At 64.3% G+C, this 14,365-nt stretch carries 16 protein-coding genes; 11 read left to right on the top strand and 5 right to left on the bottom strand.

Translation table 11 applies throughout. The features are described 5' to 3' along the window. Positions 1–67: 67 nt before the first annotated feature. Positions 68–961 (top strand): 4-hydroxy-tetrahydrodipicolinate synthase, encoded by an 894-nt coding sequence (gene dapA, locus ACPFMJ_RS08820; protein WP_424363435.1) that lies wholly within the window; start codon positions 68–70, stop codon positions 959–961. A 9-nt stretch (positions 962–970) separates the two neighbouring features. Next, positions 971–1,447: an SsrA-binding protein SmpB gene (gene smpB / locus ACPFMJ_RS08815; RefSeq protein WP_424363434.1), complete on the top strand. Its 477-nt coding sequence runs from the start codon at positions 971–973 to the stop codon at positions 1,445–1,447. 133 nt (positions 1,448–1,580) lie between these two features. On the opposite strand, the gene ACPFMJ_RS08810 is transcribed toward smpB, so the two are convergent. Next, on the bottom strand, positions 1,581–2,195 hold the full coding sequence (locus ACPFMJ_RS08810) for an NYN domain-containing protein (RefSeq protein WP_424363433.1): 615 nt from the start codon (positions 2,193–2,195) through the stop codon (positions 1,581–1,583). Positions 2,196–2,633: 438 nt separating this feature from the next. Here ACPFMJ_RS08810 and rpoZ point away from each other — a divergent pair, with 438 nt between their 5' ends. Next, positions 2,634–3,020 (top strand): DNA-directed RNA polymerase subunit omega, encoded by a 387-nt coding sequence (gene rpoZ / locus ACPFMJ_RS08805; protein WP_424363432.1) that lies wholly within the window; start codon positions 2,634–2,636, stop codon positions 3,018–3,020. A 151-nt stretch (positions 3,021–3,171) separates the two neighbouring features. After that, on the top strand, positions 3,172–5,382 hold the full coding sequence (locus ACPFMJ_RS08800; RefSeq protein ID WP_424363431.1) for a RelA/SpoT family protein: 2,211 nt from the start codon (positions 3,172–3,174) through the stop codon (positions 5,380–5,382). Positions 5,383–5,412: 30 nt separating this feature from the next. Here the strand turns inward: ACPFMJ_RS08800 and ACPFMJ_RS08795 are convergent, their stop codons facing one another. Continuing rightward, positions 5,413–6,063, bottom strand: coding sequence for a hypothetical protein (locus ACPFMJ_RS08795; protein WP_424363430.1), 651 nt, complete (start codon positions 6,061–6,063; stop codon positions 5,413–5,415). A gap of 177 nt (positions 6,064–6,240) precedes the next feature. Continuing rightward, a complete protein-coding gene (locus ACPFMJ_RS08790) occupies positions 6,241–6,378 on the bottom strand; it encodes a hypothetical protein (RefSeq protein WP_424363429.1) in 138 nt (45 codons plus the stop codon). Positions 6,379–6,512: 134 nt separating this feature from the next. Between ACPFMJ_RS08790 and ACPFMJ_RS08785 the strand changes: the two genes are divergently transcribed. The 6 genes from ACPFMJ_RS08785 (at position 6,513) to recO (ending at position 11,165) form a co-directional block, all read left to right on the top strand. Further along, positions 6,513–7,271 (top strand): pyridoxine 5'-phosphate synthase, encoded by a 759-nt coding sequence (locus ACPFMJ_RS08785; protein ID WP_424363428.1) that lies wholly within the window; start codon positions 6,513–6,515, stop codon positions 7,269–7,271. A gap of 139 nt (positions 7,272–7,410) precedes the next feature. Then, positions 7,411–8,181 (top strand): signal peptidase I, encoded by a 771-nt coding sequence (lepB, locus tag ACPFMJ_RS08780; protein WP_424363822.1) that lies wholly within the window; start codon positions 7,411–7,413, stop codon positions 8,179–8,181. Between the two features lie 10 nt (positions 8,182–8,191). Further along, the gene (rnc, locus tag ACPFMJ_RS08775; protein WP_424363427.1) at positions 8,192–8,881 is read left to right on the top strand and encodes a ribonuclease III; all 690 of its coding nucleotides are present in this window, start codon (positions 8,192–8,194) and stop codon (positions 8,879–8,881) included. A 258-nt stretch (positions 8,882–9,139) separates the two neighbouring features. Beyond that, on the top strand, positions 9,140–10,045 hold the full coding sequence (era, locus tag ACPFMJ_RS08770) for a GTPase Era (protein ID WP_424363821.1): 906 nt from the start codon (positions 9,140–9,142) through the stop codon (positions 10,043–10,045). A 46-nt stretch (positions 10,046–10,091) separates the two neighbouring features. Further along, the gene (locus ACPFMJ_RS08765) at positions 10,092–10,298 is read left to right on the top strand and encodes a DUF1737 domain-containing protein (RefSeq protein WP_424363820.1); all 207 of its coding nucleotides are present in this window, start codon (positions 10,092–10,094) and stop codon (positions 10,296–10,298) included. Between the two features lie 153 nt (positions 10,299–10,451). Next, on the top strand, positions 10,452–11,165 hold the full coding sequence (gene recO, locus ACPFMJ_RS08760) for a DNA repair protein RecO (RefSeq protein WP_424363426.1): 714 nt from the start codon (positions 10,452–10,454) through the stop codon (positions 11,163–11,165). On the opposite strand, the gene ACPFMJ_RS08755 is transcribed toward recO, so the two are convergent. Further along, the gene (locus tag ACPFMJ_RS08755) at positions 11,166–11,426 is read right to left on the bottom strand and encodes a hypothetical protein (RefSeq protein ID WP_424363425.1); all 261 of its coding nucleotides are present in this window, start codon (positions 11,424–11,426) and stop codon (positions 11,166–11,168) included. 255 nt (positions 11,427–11,681) lie between these two features. Between ACPFMJ_RS08755 and parC the strand changes: the two genes are divergently transcribed. Continuing rightward, positions 11,682–13,946, top strand: coding sequence for a DNA topoisomerase IV subunit A (gene parC / locus ACPFMJ_RS08750; RefSeq protein WP_424363424.1), 2,265 nt, complete (start codon positions 11,682–11,684; stop codon positions 13,944–13,946). A gap of 31 nt (positions 13,947–13,977) precedes the next feature. Here the strand turns inward: parC and ACPFMJ_RS08745 are convergent, their stop codons facing one another. After that, positions 13,978–14,193, bottom strand: coding sequence for a hypothetical protein (locus tag ACPFMJ_RS08745; RefSeq protein WP_424363423.1), 216 nt, complete (start codon positions 14,191–14,193; stop codon positions 13,978–13,980). Positions 14,194–14,365 lie beyond the last annotated feature (172 nt).

Here is a 14,365-nt window from a genome sequence, read left to right as displayed (position 1 = left end):
TGAAGGACGCTTCCATAATACGGGCGCGAATACGGCGGCTGTGAGGCGCGGGGAAGTTCCTGATTCTATGAGCACAAAGCCGATTTTTCACGGGTCGATCACCGCTCTGGTCACGCCTTTCGCCAGTGGCGAGGTCGATTTCGAGGCGCTGCGCGCGCTCATCGACTGGCAGATCGAGCAGGGCACGCATGGGCTCGTGCCGGTCGGCACGACGGGCGAGAGCCCCACGCTTTCCCATGAGGAGCATGGCCGCGTCATCACCGAGACCGTCCGCGCCGCCAAGGGGCGCGTGCCGGTCATTGCCGGCGCCGGCTCCAACAATACGCGCGAGGCCATCGCCATCGCCGGCCACGCCGAGCGCGCCGGCGCCGACGGCCTGCTCGTCGTCACGCCCTATTACAACAAGCCCAATCAGGAGGGGCTTTATCAGCATTTCAAGGCGATCAACGACGCCGTCTCGATTCCGATCGTCATCTACAACATCCCGCCGCGCTCGGTGATCGACATGAGCGTCGACACGATGAAGCGCCTCTCCGAGCTCAAGAACATCGTGGGCGTGAAGGACGCGACCGGAAATATCGGCCGCATCTCGCTGCAGCGCGAAGCGATGGGTCCGGAATTCATCCAGCTCTCGGGCGACGACATCACGGCGCTTTCCTGCATGGCTGCGGGCGCGCATGGCTGCATCTCCGTCGTCTCCAACATCGCGCCGCGTCTATGCGCCGATCTGCAGAACGCCTGCCTTTCCGGCGATTACGCCAAGGCGCTGGCGATCCAGGACAAGCTCGTGCCGCTGCATGTCGCGGCCTTCCTCGAGGCGGGCGTGACGGGCGCGAAATACGGACTTTCGCTGCTCGGCAAGGTGCGTGAGGAAGTGCGGCTGCCGCTCGTGCCCTCGACGCAGCCGACGAAGGACCGTATCCGTGCGGCCATGATTCACGCCGGCGTTTTGCCGGGCTGAAGGTAGTCCGTGGCCGCAAAACAGGAGCCGAACTTCAAGGTCGTCGCCGACAACCGCAAGGCGCGCTACCACTACGAAATCGGCGAGACCTTCGAGGCGGGATTGGCGCTCACCGGCACCGAGGTGAAGTCGCTGCGCACCGGCAAGGCGACGATCGCCGAGAGCTACGCCCATGTCGACCGGCATGGCGAGGCGTGGCTCGTCAACGCCAATATTCCCGAATATCTCGCGGGCAATCGTTTCAATCACGAGCCCAAGCGGCCGCGCAAGCTGCTGCTGAAGACGCGCGAACTCGCCAAGCTTTCGCAGGCGGTGGAGCGCGAGGGCATGACCATCGTGCCCCTGAAGCTCTATTTCAACGAGAAGGGCCGCGCGAAACTTACAATCGCGCTCGGCAAGGGCAAGAAGATCCACGACAAGCGCGAGGTCGAGAAGAAGCGCGACTGGAGCCGCGAAAAGGGCCGGCTCATGCGCGACAAGGGGTGAGCCAGCTCTTGGCTCTCCAGCGAAACATGCATCGCCAAAAAAGCCCGGCGAGCCGGGCTTTTTGTTTGTGCGCCAAGGAAAATCGATCGACATGAAGGCCCGCGCCGGCTTATGGAAAGGCAAAGCGAGGATATTACTCCTCGTCTTCCTCATGGCCGGCCGGCGCAGGCGCCGGCATCGGCGGACGGCGTTCCTGATAGCGCTGCATACGCTCGGCGCGCTCGCCCGGATCGCGGCCGATCTTGCCGACGAGATGGATGAGGTCGATGAATTCGTCCGCCTGACGGCGCAGTTCGTCGGCGATCATCGGCGGCTGCGTCGTGATCGTGGAGATCACCGAGACGCGCACGCCCTTGCGCTGCACGGCCTCGACCAGAGAGCGGAAGTCGCCGTCGCCCGAGAAGAGAACCATGTGGTCGATGTGTTCGGCCATTTCCATCGCGTCGACCGCGAGCTCGATGTCCATATTGCCTTTGACCTTGCGGCGGCCGAGCGAGTCGACGAATTCCTTGGTGGGTTTCGTCACGACGGCGTAGCCGTTGTAGTCCAGCCAATCGATCAGGGGGCGGATGGAAGAGTATTCCTGGTCTTCGATCAGCGCTGTATAGTAGAAGGCGCGGATGAGACGGCCCTTGCCCTGGAATTCGCGAAGCAGACGTTTGTAGTCAATATCGAATCCCAGCGACTTGGCGGTCGCGTAAAGATTTGCGCCGTCAATGAATAACGCAATTCGTTCGATATCTGCCATTTTATTCTCGCGTTCGGGTTGTATGTGGTGACGTTTCTATAGCGCTGCCTTGCTTAGCCTTCTGACGGCTCATGGCTACGATCGCTGACCACAACTGCGTTGCTACCTGCTCGGCTCCAAGCTGCGTTTCAAAATCAATTTTAAATTTTGAACACGGCTACTATTCGACTACGCCGCTGCGACTGTTGAAAGATGGCAAAAGCGCCTTGTCGAAAGCTGGACGCCGGAGCGTCATACCGATAAATTGCGCCTATAAGCCGCGAGGTCAAGTCCGTCCCAAGGGTTTCATGCATAAAACATTGCCTGTTTTGGCGAAAGTTAATCCCAAAATGGGCGTTCGCAAGCTGAGCTGTTGGAAAACCAGCGGCGCGCCATTGATTGACGAACAATTTTAGTGTAGTTGCCCGGGCTTCCCTCTTCAATCAGGAGCCGTTAGAGATGGCGCGCGTCACCGTCGAAGATTGCATCGACAAGATCGAGAACCGTTTCGATCTCGTTCTGCTCGCCGCTCATCGGGCGCGCCTCATTTCTTCCGGCCAGCCGATCCTCGTCGATCGTGACCGCGATAAAAATCCGGTCGTCGCGCTGCGCGAGATCGCCGAGACCCAGCTCTCCCCCGAGGATCTGTCGGAAGACTTCATCCATTCGCTCCAGCGCCATGTCGAGGTCGACGAGCCGGAGGCGGAAGCCGCTCCGGCCCTGACGCCCGCCGTCGGCGGCGATTTCGACAGCGACCAGCAGTTCGACCGCATGACGGAAGAGGACCTGCTGCGTGGCCTCGAGGGCCTGGTTCCGCCTGCCGAGGTGGAAGAGGACGGCGAGTAAAAGCTTTCCAAATTCCGCCGCCTTTTGCTGGAGGCGGCGGTAAAGCTGCGCTATGCTCGACATCCGTTCTCTAGCGGCGAGCGAAGTCCGTCGGGCGTTCTAGTTGCGCCGGCGGCGCGCGGGCCGCGCCGTTTCGCCCTGGCTTTCGCGCATGATGCGTCAATACGAACTCGTCGAGCGGGTTCGGAAATATAATCCGAACGTCGACGAGGATTTGCTGAACCGCGCCTATGTCTACGCCATGAAGGCGCATGGCCAGCAAACGCGCGCCTCGGGCGATCCCTATTTCTCCCATCCGCTCGAAGTCGCGGCGATCCTCACGGATTTAAAGCTCGACGACGCGACGATCGTCGCGGCCGTGCTGCACGACACGATCGAAGACACGGAGACGACGCGCGAGGAGATCGACCGTCTCTTCGGCTGCCAGATCGGCAAGCTCGTCGACGGCCTCACCAAGATCGAGAAGCTCGACCTCGTCTCCAAGCAGGCGCGCCAGGGCGAGAATTTCCGCAAGCTGCTGCTCGCGGTGGCCGAGGACGTGCGCGTTCTGCTCGTCAAACTCGCCGACCGCCTGCACAATATGCGCACGCTGCATCATGTCCCGCTCGACAAGCGCGCGCGCATCTCGCAGGAGACGCTCGACATCTACGCGCCGCTCGCGGGCCGCATCGGCATGCAGCGCCTGCGCGAGGAGCTCGAAGGCCTCGCCTTCCGCCATCTGTCGCCCGAGGCGCATCAGGCGATCGAGCAGCGCCTGCACGAATTGCGCACCAAGAATGGCCGCATCATCAAGCGCATTGAGGACGAACTCGCCAAGGAATTCGTGGAGCGGGGCATCGAGGCGGCGGTCACAGGCCGGCAGAAGACGGCCTATTCGGTGTGGCGAAAGATGGAGCGCAAATCCATCTCCTTCGAGCAGCTTTCGGACATTTTCGGCTTCCGCATCATCGTCGGCACGGTCGAGGACTGCTATCGCGCGCTCGGCATCGTGCACACGAAATGGCCAAGCGTGCCGGGGCGATTCAAGGACTACATTTCAACGCCCAAGCAGAACGATTACCGCTCGATTCATACGACCGTAATCGGCCCCGGCCATCAGCGCGTCGAGTTGCAGATCCGCACGGCGGAAATGCATGAGATCGCCCGCTTCGGCATCGCCGCCCACGCCCTCTACAAGGACGCGACCGGCGATGAGGGGCGCGAGGAGCTCGCCAAGGAAAGCCGCGCCTTTCGCTGGCTACAGGAGACGCTGGAGCTGCTCGCGCATGGCGACAGCCATCCGGAAGAGTTTCTCGAGCATACGCGGCTCGAACTCTTCCAGGACCAGGTCTTCTGCTTCACGCCCAAGGGCGCGCTTATCGCCCTGCCGCGCGGCGGCACCCCGATCGATTTCGCCTATGCGGTTCACACCAAGCTCGGCGACTCGGCGGTCGGCGCCAAGATCAACGGCCGCGTCGCGCCGGTGCTGTCGCAATTGCAGAATGGCGACGAGGTCGAGATCATCCGCGCCGACGGCCATGTGCCGCCGGCGGCGTGGGAGGCGGCCGTCGTCACCGGCAAGGCGCGCGCCAGCATTCGCCGCGCGACGCGCGAGGCCGTGCGCCAGCAATATGCGGGGCTCGGCCGGCAGATCGTCGAACGCGCCTTCGAGCGTGCTGGGCGGCCCTATTCGGACGATCGGCTCAAGGGCGCGCTGACGCGCCTCGCGCGCCATTCCATAGACGATGTGCTGGCGGCGGTGGGGCGCGGGGAGATTTATTCCGGCGACGTCGTAAAGGCGGTCTATCCGGACTTCACCGAGGATCGAAAGACCGCGCAGACGCCGCCGGCGCCGGGCGAACCGGGCTGGTTCGGCGTGAAGGCCAACGCCAATGTCGTCTTCAAGGCGCCGGGCGCCGAGGGCGACGCGGGCGCCATCCCCATTCGCGGCCTGCGCGGCGACGCGCCGGTGCGCTTCGCGCCGGAAGGCGGTGCCGTGCCGGGCGACCGCATCGTGGGCATCATCACGCCGGGCGAAGGCATCACCATCTATCCGATCCAGTCGCCTTCGCTGACCGCCTTCGACGATCAGCCCGAGCGCTGGCTGGACGTGCGCTGGGATATCGATCCGGAAGCGCGCGCCTATTTCCCGGCGCGCATCGTCGCGACGGTGCTGAACGAACCTGGCTCGCTCGGCGCGCTTGCGACGCTGATCGGCGAGACGGGCGCCAATATCGACAATATCAGCTTCAAGGCCCATTCCCCGGACTTCCGCGAGATGACCTTCGACCTGGAAGTCGCGGATCTGAAGCACCTGACCGGCGTGCTGACGAAGCTGCGCGCGAGCCCGCTGGTAAGCAAGGTGGAGCGCATGATCGGCTGATCCTGCGCCCCACTCGTTCCTGAACGCGTTCTAGAAGCCCGCCGCCCCGCACTGGCCGATTTTTCCGCTCGTCGCGACATTTGTCCCGTAAGTGATCGGATTCGGGCTGTTGCCGACGCATTCGAGCTTCTTGCCGACGAGATTGCTCGTCATCAGCGCCGACACATTGTTCTGGGAAGGCGCGCCATTGGCGATATTTCTGTCGACGCGGATATTGCCGCCGACATCGACCTTGTAGACGGCGCAGAGCGCCGCGTTGCCGACGCATTCGACGTCGCCCGCGATCAGGGCGCGGCCAGACGTGCCGTCGATGAAGCCCGCCACCCAGAGGCTGCCGTAATCGAGCTTGCCGGTGCAGCCGCGGATCTGAACGTCGCCGCGCACCAGCAGAGGCGCCGCCTCGCCCCTCAACAGAACCTCGGCGCAATCGGTCGCTTCGACATTGCCTGCGACGGTTCCGCCGCGAAACTTCAGGGTCGCCTGCTTTCCGACGACCAGATTGCCGATCACCGAGACGCCGGTGATGTCGCAAGTCTGTCCGTCTGGGACCACGAGGCGGCCGGGAACGGTGGCGCCCGCGGCGATGGGCGACGCCGCGCTGCAATTCGTGTCCGCCGCGATGGCGGCCGACGCGTCTGTGGTTAGAAAGGCCAGAAAAGCCAGCCTGCTAATCTTTGTCATTTATCCTTCTCCATCCGAAAATGCCGGAAAGAGTTCGCAGACCGACTTGGAAATTCAAATTAATAGAGAGTTAATAATGAACTATCGAGGTTAACATCCCCAGGCAGTCGCGCACGCCCCCTTGCTTCCGAAGGCGGGGCGTTCTCCACGCTTGGCCCCGCCGCTCGGCGACGCTCTCTAGTAGGGCCGCTCCAGCCTGCAATCGGCTTCGCCCGGCTGGCAGCGCGGCTGGTAAGCGTAGGGAATCATAGCGCCGACGAACATGGCGACGCCCAGGATGATAATGGCGACCTTGTAATCGATCTTGAAGCCCATGGCGGATTCCTTTCGGTGACGTTGCGTTTTTGAACCAGTCGCGCGCAGCGTTGTCCGTGACAATGTCTCTTGGCGAAGCGGTGCGCGGAACGCGGGCCAATGACAAGTCCGCCGCCGCCTTGCTATGAAAGCGCATGACCATCAAACCTCTACGCCTCGGCGTCAATGTCGACCACGTCGCCACCATCCGCAACGCCCGCGGCGGGCCGCGTCCGGATCCGGTCCGGGCGGCGTTGCTCGCAATCGACGCCGGCGCGGACGGCATCACCGCGCATCTGCGCGAGGATCGCCGTCACATCACCGACGCAGACATGGCGCGGCTGAAGGCGTCAATCACGAAGCCGCTGAATTTCGAGATGGCCGCCACGGGCCAGATGCTCGACATCGCGCTCGCGACCGCGCCGCACGCCGTCTGCCTCGTGCCGGAAAAGCGCACCGAGCGCACGACCGAGGGCGGGCTCGACGTCGTCGGCGGCCACGACTATCTCGCGCCTTATGTCGATCAGCTCGCGCGGGGGGGGATCAGGGTGTCGCTCTTCATCGAGCCCTCGACGGAAGCGATCGACGCCGCCGTCTCGATCAAGGCGCCGGTCGTCGAGCTGCATACGGGCGCCTGGTGCCACGCCGTCGAGGTGGGCGAGGCGGCGCTGGCCGGGCGGGAGTTCGAACGCGTCAGGAAGGCCGCCGCCTATGCCGTCGAGGGCGGGCTTGAAGTTCATGCGGGCCACGGGCTCGACTACGACACGGCCCGGCAGGTCGCGGCGCTGCCGCAGGTCGTGGAGCTCAATATCGGGCACTTCCTGATCGGAGAGGCGGTCTTTGTCGGCCTCTCCGAGGCCATCCGCCAGATGCGCAAGGCGATGGACGAGGGGCGGGTCTCATCCTGCCCCTGAGGGGGCGGGCCCCGCTCAAAATGCGGCCCAACCGGTTCCCCGCCGCAGTTCTCATCGCCTCGATGGCGTGCTAAGCGGGATCGAGGGGCGGCTGGCCCCCAAATGTCAAGGAGCGCACGGCTTGAGCAGGAACGTCCCGGTGGCCCAGAAACAGGATGAAGGCGGGGTTCTGGAGACCATCAAGGTCATCATCCAGGCGCTGGCCATCGCGCTCGTTATCCGCACGCTGCTGTTTCAGCCGTTCAACATTCCCTCGGGGTCCATGATCCCGACGCTGCTCATCGGCGACTACGTCTTCGTTTCGAAATACGCCTATGGCTATTCCAACTATTCCATGCCCTTCGGCCCCAACGTCTTTTCGGGCCGCGTTCTCGCCTCGCCGCCCAAGCGCGGCGACGTCGTCGTCTTCAAGCTGCCGCGCGACAATGAGACGGATTACATCAAGCGCGTGATCGGCCTGCCGGGCGACCGCATCCAGATGATCGAGGGGCGTCTCTACATCAACGGCGTCGTCGTGCCGCGCGAGCCGATCGCCAAGGCGCTCACGGAAAATCGCAATGGCGACGAGGTGCCGGTCGCGACCTACAAGGAGACGCTGCCGGGCGACGACAACCATCCGGGCGTCGAGCACACGATCATCGAGATCGACGGCGATCACTTCATCCACGACAATACGGATCTCTTCGTCGTGCCGCCGGATCATTACTTCATGATGGGCGACAATCGCGACAACTCGACGGATTCGCGCATCGCGCCGGATCTCGGCGGCGTCGGCTATGTGCCCTTCGTCAATCTCGTCGGCCGCGCCGAGATCATCTTCTTCTCCGTGAAGAAGGACGAATCCGCGCTCGCCTTCTGGCGCTGGCCCTGGTCGGTGCGCTGGGACCGCCTGTTCAAGCCGGCGCATTGAGCGAGCGTGAATGGCGCGGACGAAGCCTGATCTCGCGGCGCTCGAGGCGCGCATCGGGCACGACTTCAAAGACAAGGCCCTGCTGCGCTGGGCGCTGACCCATGTCAGCGCCGCGACGCAGCGGCCGGATTCCTACGAGCGGCTGGAGTTTCTCGGCGACCGCGTGCTCGGCCTCGCCGTCGCGCACATGATCTACGGGACGTTTCCCGGCGACAGCGAGGGCGAACTCTCGCGCCGCCTTGCCGCGCTGGTGCGCAAGGAGACCTGCGCGGAAGTCGCCGAACTGTGGGGCGTCGGCCCCCATATCCGTCTCGGCGAGGGCGAGGCGCAGACGGGCGGGCGCAAGAAGCGCGCGATTCTCGGCGACATTTGCGAGGCGATCATCGGCGCCGTGTTCCTCGATGGCGGCGCGACGGCGGCCGAGCGCATCGTGCGGGAGGCTTTCGGCCCCAAGATGCACGAAGCGGGGCGGAGCCTTCGCGACGCCAAGACGGCGTTGCAGGAATGGGCGCAAGCCCGTCGCCTCTCCCCGCCGCGCTATCGCATGGTGACGAGAAGCGGCCCCGACCACGCGCCGTCTTTCGAGCTGGCGGTGGAGGTCGAGGGTTTCGAGCCGGCGACCGGGGCGGGAAGCTCGAAGCGCGTGGCGGAGCAGGCGGCGGCTGCCGCTTTTATGGCGCGCGAAGGGGTGACGGAGTGACGCCAGTTCCCTCTCCCCGTGAAACGGGGAGAGGGTTAGGGTGAGGGGCGAGGCAGTCTATGGCGGCGTTCGTCAGTGCGAGCAATTCAGAGCTCTGGATTGCTTCGCCGCTCTCGGGCGGGTGGCAGGCGCTCGTTGCGGCCCGCCCCTCACCCCGGCCCTCTCCCCGCAGGCGGGGAGAGGGGGCGGCGGTTCGTTTGCGGCGCTTTAGTCCGTAACGTGCGGAAACAGGAACACCTATTGACCGACGAAAGCGACATGGACCAAGAAACAAGCTGCGGCTTCGCAGCTCTCGTCGGCGCGCCCAACGCTGGCAAGTCGACGCTGCTCAATCAGCTTGTCGGCGCGAAAGTCTCGATCGTCTCGCGCAAGGCGCAGACGACGCGCGCGATGGTGCGCGGCATCGCCATCGACGGGCCGGCGCAGGTCATCCTGGTCGACACGCCCGGCATTTTCAAGCCGAAGCGCAAGCTCGACCGGGCGATGGTGGCGAGCGCGCTCTCCGGCGCGGCGGACGCCGACGTCATCGCCTTGCTTGTCGACGCCCGCAAGGGGCTCGACGAGGAGGTGGAGGCGATCCTCAAGCAGCTTGAGGAGACGAAGGCGCCCAAGGTTCTCGTGCTGAACAAGGTCGACGTCGTGGCGCGCGAAAAGCTGCTGGGGCTGACGGCGAAGCTCAATGAGCGCGCCAAGTTCGAGGAGACCTTCATGGTCTCGGCGCTGACCGGCGACGGCGTGTCCGACCTGCTGCATGCTTTGGGCAAGCGCATGAAGCCGGGGCCGTGGCTTTATCCCGAAGACCAGCTCTCGGACGCGCCGCTGCGCCTGCTGGCCGCCGAGATCACGCGCGAGCAGATCTATGAGCGGCTGCATGACGAATTGCCTTATCAATCCACCGTCGAGACGGATAGCTGGACCAACCAGAAGGACGGTTCGGCTCGCATCGAGCAGACGATCTATGTCGCGCGCGACGGCCAGAAGAAGATCGTGATCGGCGAGGGCGGCAAGACCATCAAGGCGATCGGCGCGGCGGCGCGGCGCGAGATCGCGGAGGCCGCCGAGCAGAAGGTGCATCTCTTCCTTTTCGTGAAGGTGCGCGAGAACTGGGCCGAAGACCCCGAGCGCTATCGCGAGATGCGGCTCGATTACCCGAAGGGCGAGTAAGCTCTAGCCGCTTTCGATTCGCGAGGTTCGCATGTCCAGGAAAAGACTGACCGTCTACCGCTATCTCACCGGCCCCGACGACGCGACCTTCTGCCATCGCGTCACCGAGGCCCTGAGCAAGGGTTGGACGCTCTATGGCGGCCCGACGCTGACATTCGATTCCGCGCAGGGGCGCGTGATCTGCGGGCAGGCCGTGACGAAAGAGGTCGAGGGCGTGGAATATAGCCCCGAGATGAAGCTTTCGGAGCAGTAAGTCGACTCGCCAGCGCCGCGACCATCCCTCCCCCTTGCGGGGAGGGCAGGGTGGGGGAGAGCCGCACAGGCGATCGAGATTGTGACTCCCACCCCCCTAGCCCCTCCTCGCAAGGGGGAGGGGGATTAGATTGTCAGTGCTGAAAGAGACGCCATGGAATGGCAGGACGAAGGTCTCGTCATCGGCGCCAGAAGGCACGGCGAGACGTCCGTCATTCTGGAGTTGATGACGCGCGCCCATGGCCGCCACCTCGGCGTCGTGCGGGGCGGGCGGTCGAAGGCGCTGCGGCCTGTATTGCAACCGGGCAATCTCGTGGCGGCGACGTGGCGGGCGCGGCTTGAGGATCACATGGGCGCCTTCGCGGTCGAGCCCCTTGTGTCGCGCGCGGCGCGTTATCTCGATCGCGGCGCGGCGCTGCACGGCGTCGCGACCCTCGCCGCGCTGCTGCGGCTTTTGCCGGAGCGCGATCCGCAGGAGGAATTGTTCGAAGCGGCGGACGCCATCGCGGTCGCGCTCGGCGCGGAAGGCGCGGCCCCGATGATGGCGCGTTTCGAGCTGGCGCTACTCGGCGCGCTGGGCTTCGGACTCGATCTGGAGCGTTGCGCCCTCACCGGCACGCGAGAGGATCTGGCTTACGTCTCGCCAAAATCCGGCCGCGCCGTGAACCGCGTCGCGGCGGCGCCCTGGCGCGAGCGACTGCTGCCTTTTCCGCGACTGCTGCAGGAGGATGTGGAACTCGCTTCGCCCGAGGAGGTGGCCGACGCTTTTCGGCTGACGGGCTATTTTCTCGCGCGCGATGTCTTCTCCCCGCGCGGCGCGGCCATGCCGGCGTCGCGGGAGCTTTATATCAGCGCGATTGTCAGTTGATCACCGGAGATCGTCGCAGATCACGCGCGATTCGCGGCTCGTGACGCCATAGCCCTCATCCGTGTCGACGAGGATCTCGCGGCACATGGCCTGCATCGCATTGTCGGCGTTGCGCGCTTCTTCCTGCGCCGGGGCCTGATGTCGGCGCTGAAAGCGGCCCGAATCACTGGCGATCAGTTCGACGCTCTCGACCGCTTGGGCGGCGCCCGCAGCGATGAGCGCCACGCCAAAAACCGCGAATACTCTGGGGATGGACGTCATGGTGCGGAAACCACAGAAATGTAAGAGGAAAGCGCCGGCGGGGAAGCGAAGCGGCGCATCGCTGTCGTTACCTTTCTATGAAGGGCGGCCATGCGTCGCAAGCTCAATTTTGCAACATTGACGGCTAAAAATGAAAATCCGGTTGCGGGTTGGTTTTAGCGCTCGTTCGCCGCGCAATTGCCGTTTTGCTGGGCGCTTGCGTGCGGGCCCGTGCGCCAATAGGACAAAAGCGGCGGAACAAACAGGAACGAGTTGATGGCGCAGAAGGGCGGTCCAACGGGCAAGGGCAAGGATGGCGGCGGCGAGAGCGTCGTGACGCCCGTCGATTTGCGCGAGGCGCTCGAAGAACGCTATTTGCGCTACGCACTCTCGACCATCACGGACCGCGCGCTGCCCGACGTGCGCGACGGATTGAAGCCCGTGCATCGGCGCATTCTCTATGGCATGCATGTCCTGCGGCTCGATCCCGGCGCGCCCTTCAAGAAATGCGCGAAGATCGTCGGCGACGTGATGGGCTCCTATCATCCGCATGGCGACCAGGCGATCTATGACGCGCTGGTGCGCCTCGCGCAGGATTTCTCGTCACGCTATCCGCTCGTCGACGGGCAGGGGAATTTCGGCAATATCGACGGCGACTCCGCCGCAGCCTATCGCTACACCGAAGCGCGCATGACGGCGGTCGCGCGCGGGCTTCTCGAAGGCATCGACGAGGACGCGATCGACTTCAAGCCGAATTATTCCGGCGAGGAGAAGGAGCCGATCGTCCTTCCCTCGGCTTTGCCGAATATGCTCGCCAATGGCGCGCAGGGCATCGCCGTGGGCATGGCGACGTCGATCCCGCCGCACAATCTCGCAGAGCTTTGCGACGCGGCGCTCTATCTCATCTCGCATCGCTCCGCGACGAGCGAGCAATTGCTCACCTTTGTGCAGGGGCCCGATTTTCCGACCGGCGGCATCATCGTCGACAAGCGCGAGGAGATCGTCGAAGCCTATCGCACGGGACGCGGCTCCTTCCGCGTGCGCGCGCGCTGGACGAAGGAAGAGCTGCCGCGTGGCGGCTGGGTGGCGGTCGTCACCGAGATTCCCTATGGCGTGCAGAAGTCGCGCCTCATCGAGAAGCTCGCCGAGCTCATTTCCGAGCGCAAGCTGCCGCTCGTCACGGACGTGCGCGACGAGTCGGCCGAGGATGTGCGCATCGTCTTGGAGCCGCGCGCGCGCAATGTCGATCCGGCCTTGATGATGGAGACGCTCTTCAAATTCTCCGAGCTGGAGACGCGCTTCAGCCTGAACATGAACGTGCTGGTCGATGGCGTGACGCCGCGCGTCGTCTCGCTCGACGAGGCGTTGCGCCAGTGGCTCGATCATCGCCGCAACGTGCTTGTGCGCCGCTCGCGGCACCGCCTCGCGGCGATCCTGCGGCGCATCGAACAATTGGAAGGCATGATCATCGTCTTCCTCAATCTCGACGAGGTGATCCGCATCATCCGCGAGGAGGACGACGCGAAGGGCGAGCTGAAAAAGGCGTTCAAGCTGACCGACTTGCAGGTCGATTACATTCTCGACACGCGCCTGCGCTCTTTGCGCAAGCTCGAAGAGATGGAGCTGCGCCGCGAGCTGGGCGACCTCACCAATGAACGCGCCGAGATCGAGAGCCTTCTCGAAGACGACGGCAAGCAGTGGAAGACGATCGCGGCGCAGGTCCGCGATCTGAAAAAGCTCTACGGCCCGCAGACGCCGGTCGGCAAACGCCGCACGACTTTCGAGGACGCGCCGGCTGCGGTCGACCTCGATCTCGCGGAGGCGATGATCGAGCGCGAGCCGATCACCGTCGTCGTGTCGAAGAAGGGCTGGATCCGCGCGCTCAAGGGCCATGTGCAGGATCTGTCGACCTTGCAGTTCAAGGGCGACGACGCGCTGGACACGAGCTTCTTCGCGCAGACGACGACGAAGATTCTCGTGCTGGCGACGAACGGCAAGGCCTTCACGCTCGACGCCTCGAAACTGCCGGGCGGGCGCGGCCATGGCGAGCCGATCCGGCTTTACGCCGATATCGACGAAGGCGCCGACATCGCCCGCGTGCTGCCGCATACGGGCGGCGCCTCGCTGCTGCTCATCGGCGACGACGCGCGCGGCTTCGTCGTCGCGCAGGACGACCTTCTGTCGTCGACCAAGAAGGGCCGCGCGGTAATCACCGTCGAGCCGCCCGCGAAACTGAAGGTTGTCACGAAGGCCGAGGGCGATCACGTCGCCATCATCGGCGACAACCGCAAACTCCTCGTCTTCCCGCTGGAGGAAGCCCCGCGCATGGCGCGCGGCAAGGGCGTGCGGATGCAGCGCTACAAGGATGGCGGCGTCGCGGACGCGAAGGTGTTCGCGCTCGCCGACGGGCTGAGCTGGACGGATTCGGCGGGGCGCGTCTTCAACGTCGGGGCGGCGGAGCTGAGCGAATGGATGGGCCACCGGGCGGAAGCGGGAAGGCTGCCGCCGCGGGGGTTCCCGAAGAATAATTCTTTCGGGTGACGTAGGGGGCGCGCTTTGGGGCGCGCATCTCCTAGAAACGAAAGACCGACCGCAACGCTGTCGCCGTCTGCGCCTGATGCGCCATGTTCATATATTCCATGACGCGGCCGATGATTACGGCGAAACCGAAAAACCAATAGGACAGGCTGGTGCGGTCGGTCATGAGCAGCCACACGCCGATCGAGGTGCAGGCGATGGTGGCGAGAATGGGCGAATATTCCACAAGCTCGGCATGCGTCAAAAACATAAGCGGCGTTCCAATAAATCTGGACGAATAGCGGCAGCTTATGTGTGTGGGCGTTAGCGTAAGGTTAGCAATAAAACGCCCTTGCTCCCGGCGCGCAGGCCGCGAGAAACGAAAAGGCTTTTGGCGACGGGGAGGTTATGTCGCGGGACGACGGACGAAAATTTTTCGGGCG

Source organism: Methylocystis parvus, from assembly GCF_049675845.1.
GTDB classification, from domain to species: domain Bacteria; phylum Pseudomonadota; class Alphaproteobacteria; order Rhizobiales; family Beijerinckiaceae; genus Methylocystis; species Methylocystis parvus_A.
This window is presented reverse-complemented; position numbering and strand designations above follow the sequence as displayed.

Bases quoted from the DNA above. Each gene is read 5' to 3' on its own strand.
- ACPFMJ_RS08800 (WP_424363431.1), top strand. From the start codon at position 3,172: ATGATGCGTCAATACGAACTCGTCGAGCGGGTTCGGAAATATAATCCG.
- ACPFMJ_RS08790 (WP_424363429.1), bottom strand. From the start codon at position 6,378: ATGGGCTTCAAGATCGATTACAAGGTCGCCATTATCATCCTGGGCGTC.
- era (WP_424363821.1), top strand. From the start codon at position 9,140: ATGGACCAAGAAACAAGCTGCGGCTTCGCAGCTCTCGTCGGCGCGCCC.
- ACPFMJ_RS08755 (WP_424363425.1), bottom strand. From the start codon at position 11,426: ATGACGTCCATCCCCAGAGTATTCGCGGTTTTTGGCGTGGCGCTCATC.
- recO (WP_424363426.1), top strand. From the start codon at position 10,452: ATGGAATGGCAGGACGAAGGTCTCGTCATCGGCGCCAGAAGGCACGGC.
- rpoZ (WP_424363432.1), top strand. From the start codon at position 2,634: ATGGCGCGCGTCACCGTCGAAGATTGCATCGACAAGATCGAGAACCGT.
- parC (WP_424363424.1), top strand. From the start codon at position 11,682: ATGGCGCAGAAGGGCGGTCCAACGGGCAAGGGCAAGGATGGCGGCGGC.
- ACPFMJ_RS08785 (WP_424363428.1), top strand. From the start codon at position 6,513: ATGACCATCAAACCTCTACGCCTCGGCGTCAATGTCGACCACGTCGCC.
- ACPFMJ_RS08810 (WP_424363433.1), bottom strand. From the start codon at position 2,195: ATGGCAGATATCGAACGAATTGCGTTATTCATTGACGGCGCAAATCTT.
- ACPFMJ_RS08795 (WP_424363430.1), bottom strand. From the start codon at position 6,063: ATGACAAAGATTAGCAGGCTGGCTTTTCTGGCCTTTCTAACCACAGAC.
- dapA (WP_424363435.1), top strand. From the start codon at position 68: ATGAGCACAAAGCCGATTTTTCACGGGTCGATCACCGCTCTGGTCACG.
- ACPFMJ_RS08745 (WP_424363423.1), bottom strand. From the start codon at position 14,193: ATGTTTTTGACGCATGCCGAGCTTGTGGAATATTCGCCCATTCTCGCC.
- rnc (WP_424363427.1), top strand. From the start codon at position 8,192: ATGGCGCGGACGAAGCCTGATCTCGCGGCGCTCGAGGCGCGCATCGGG.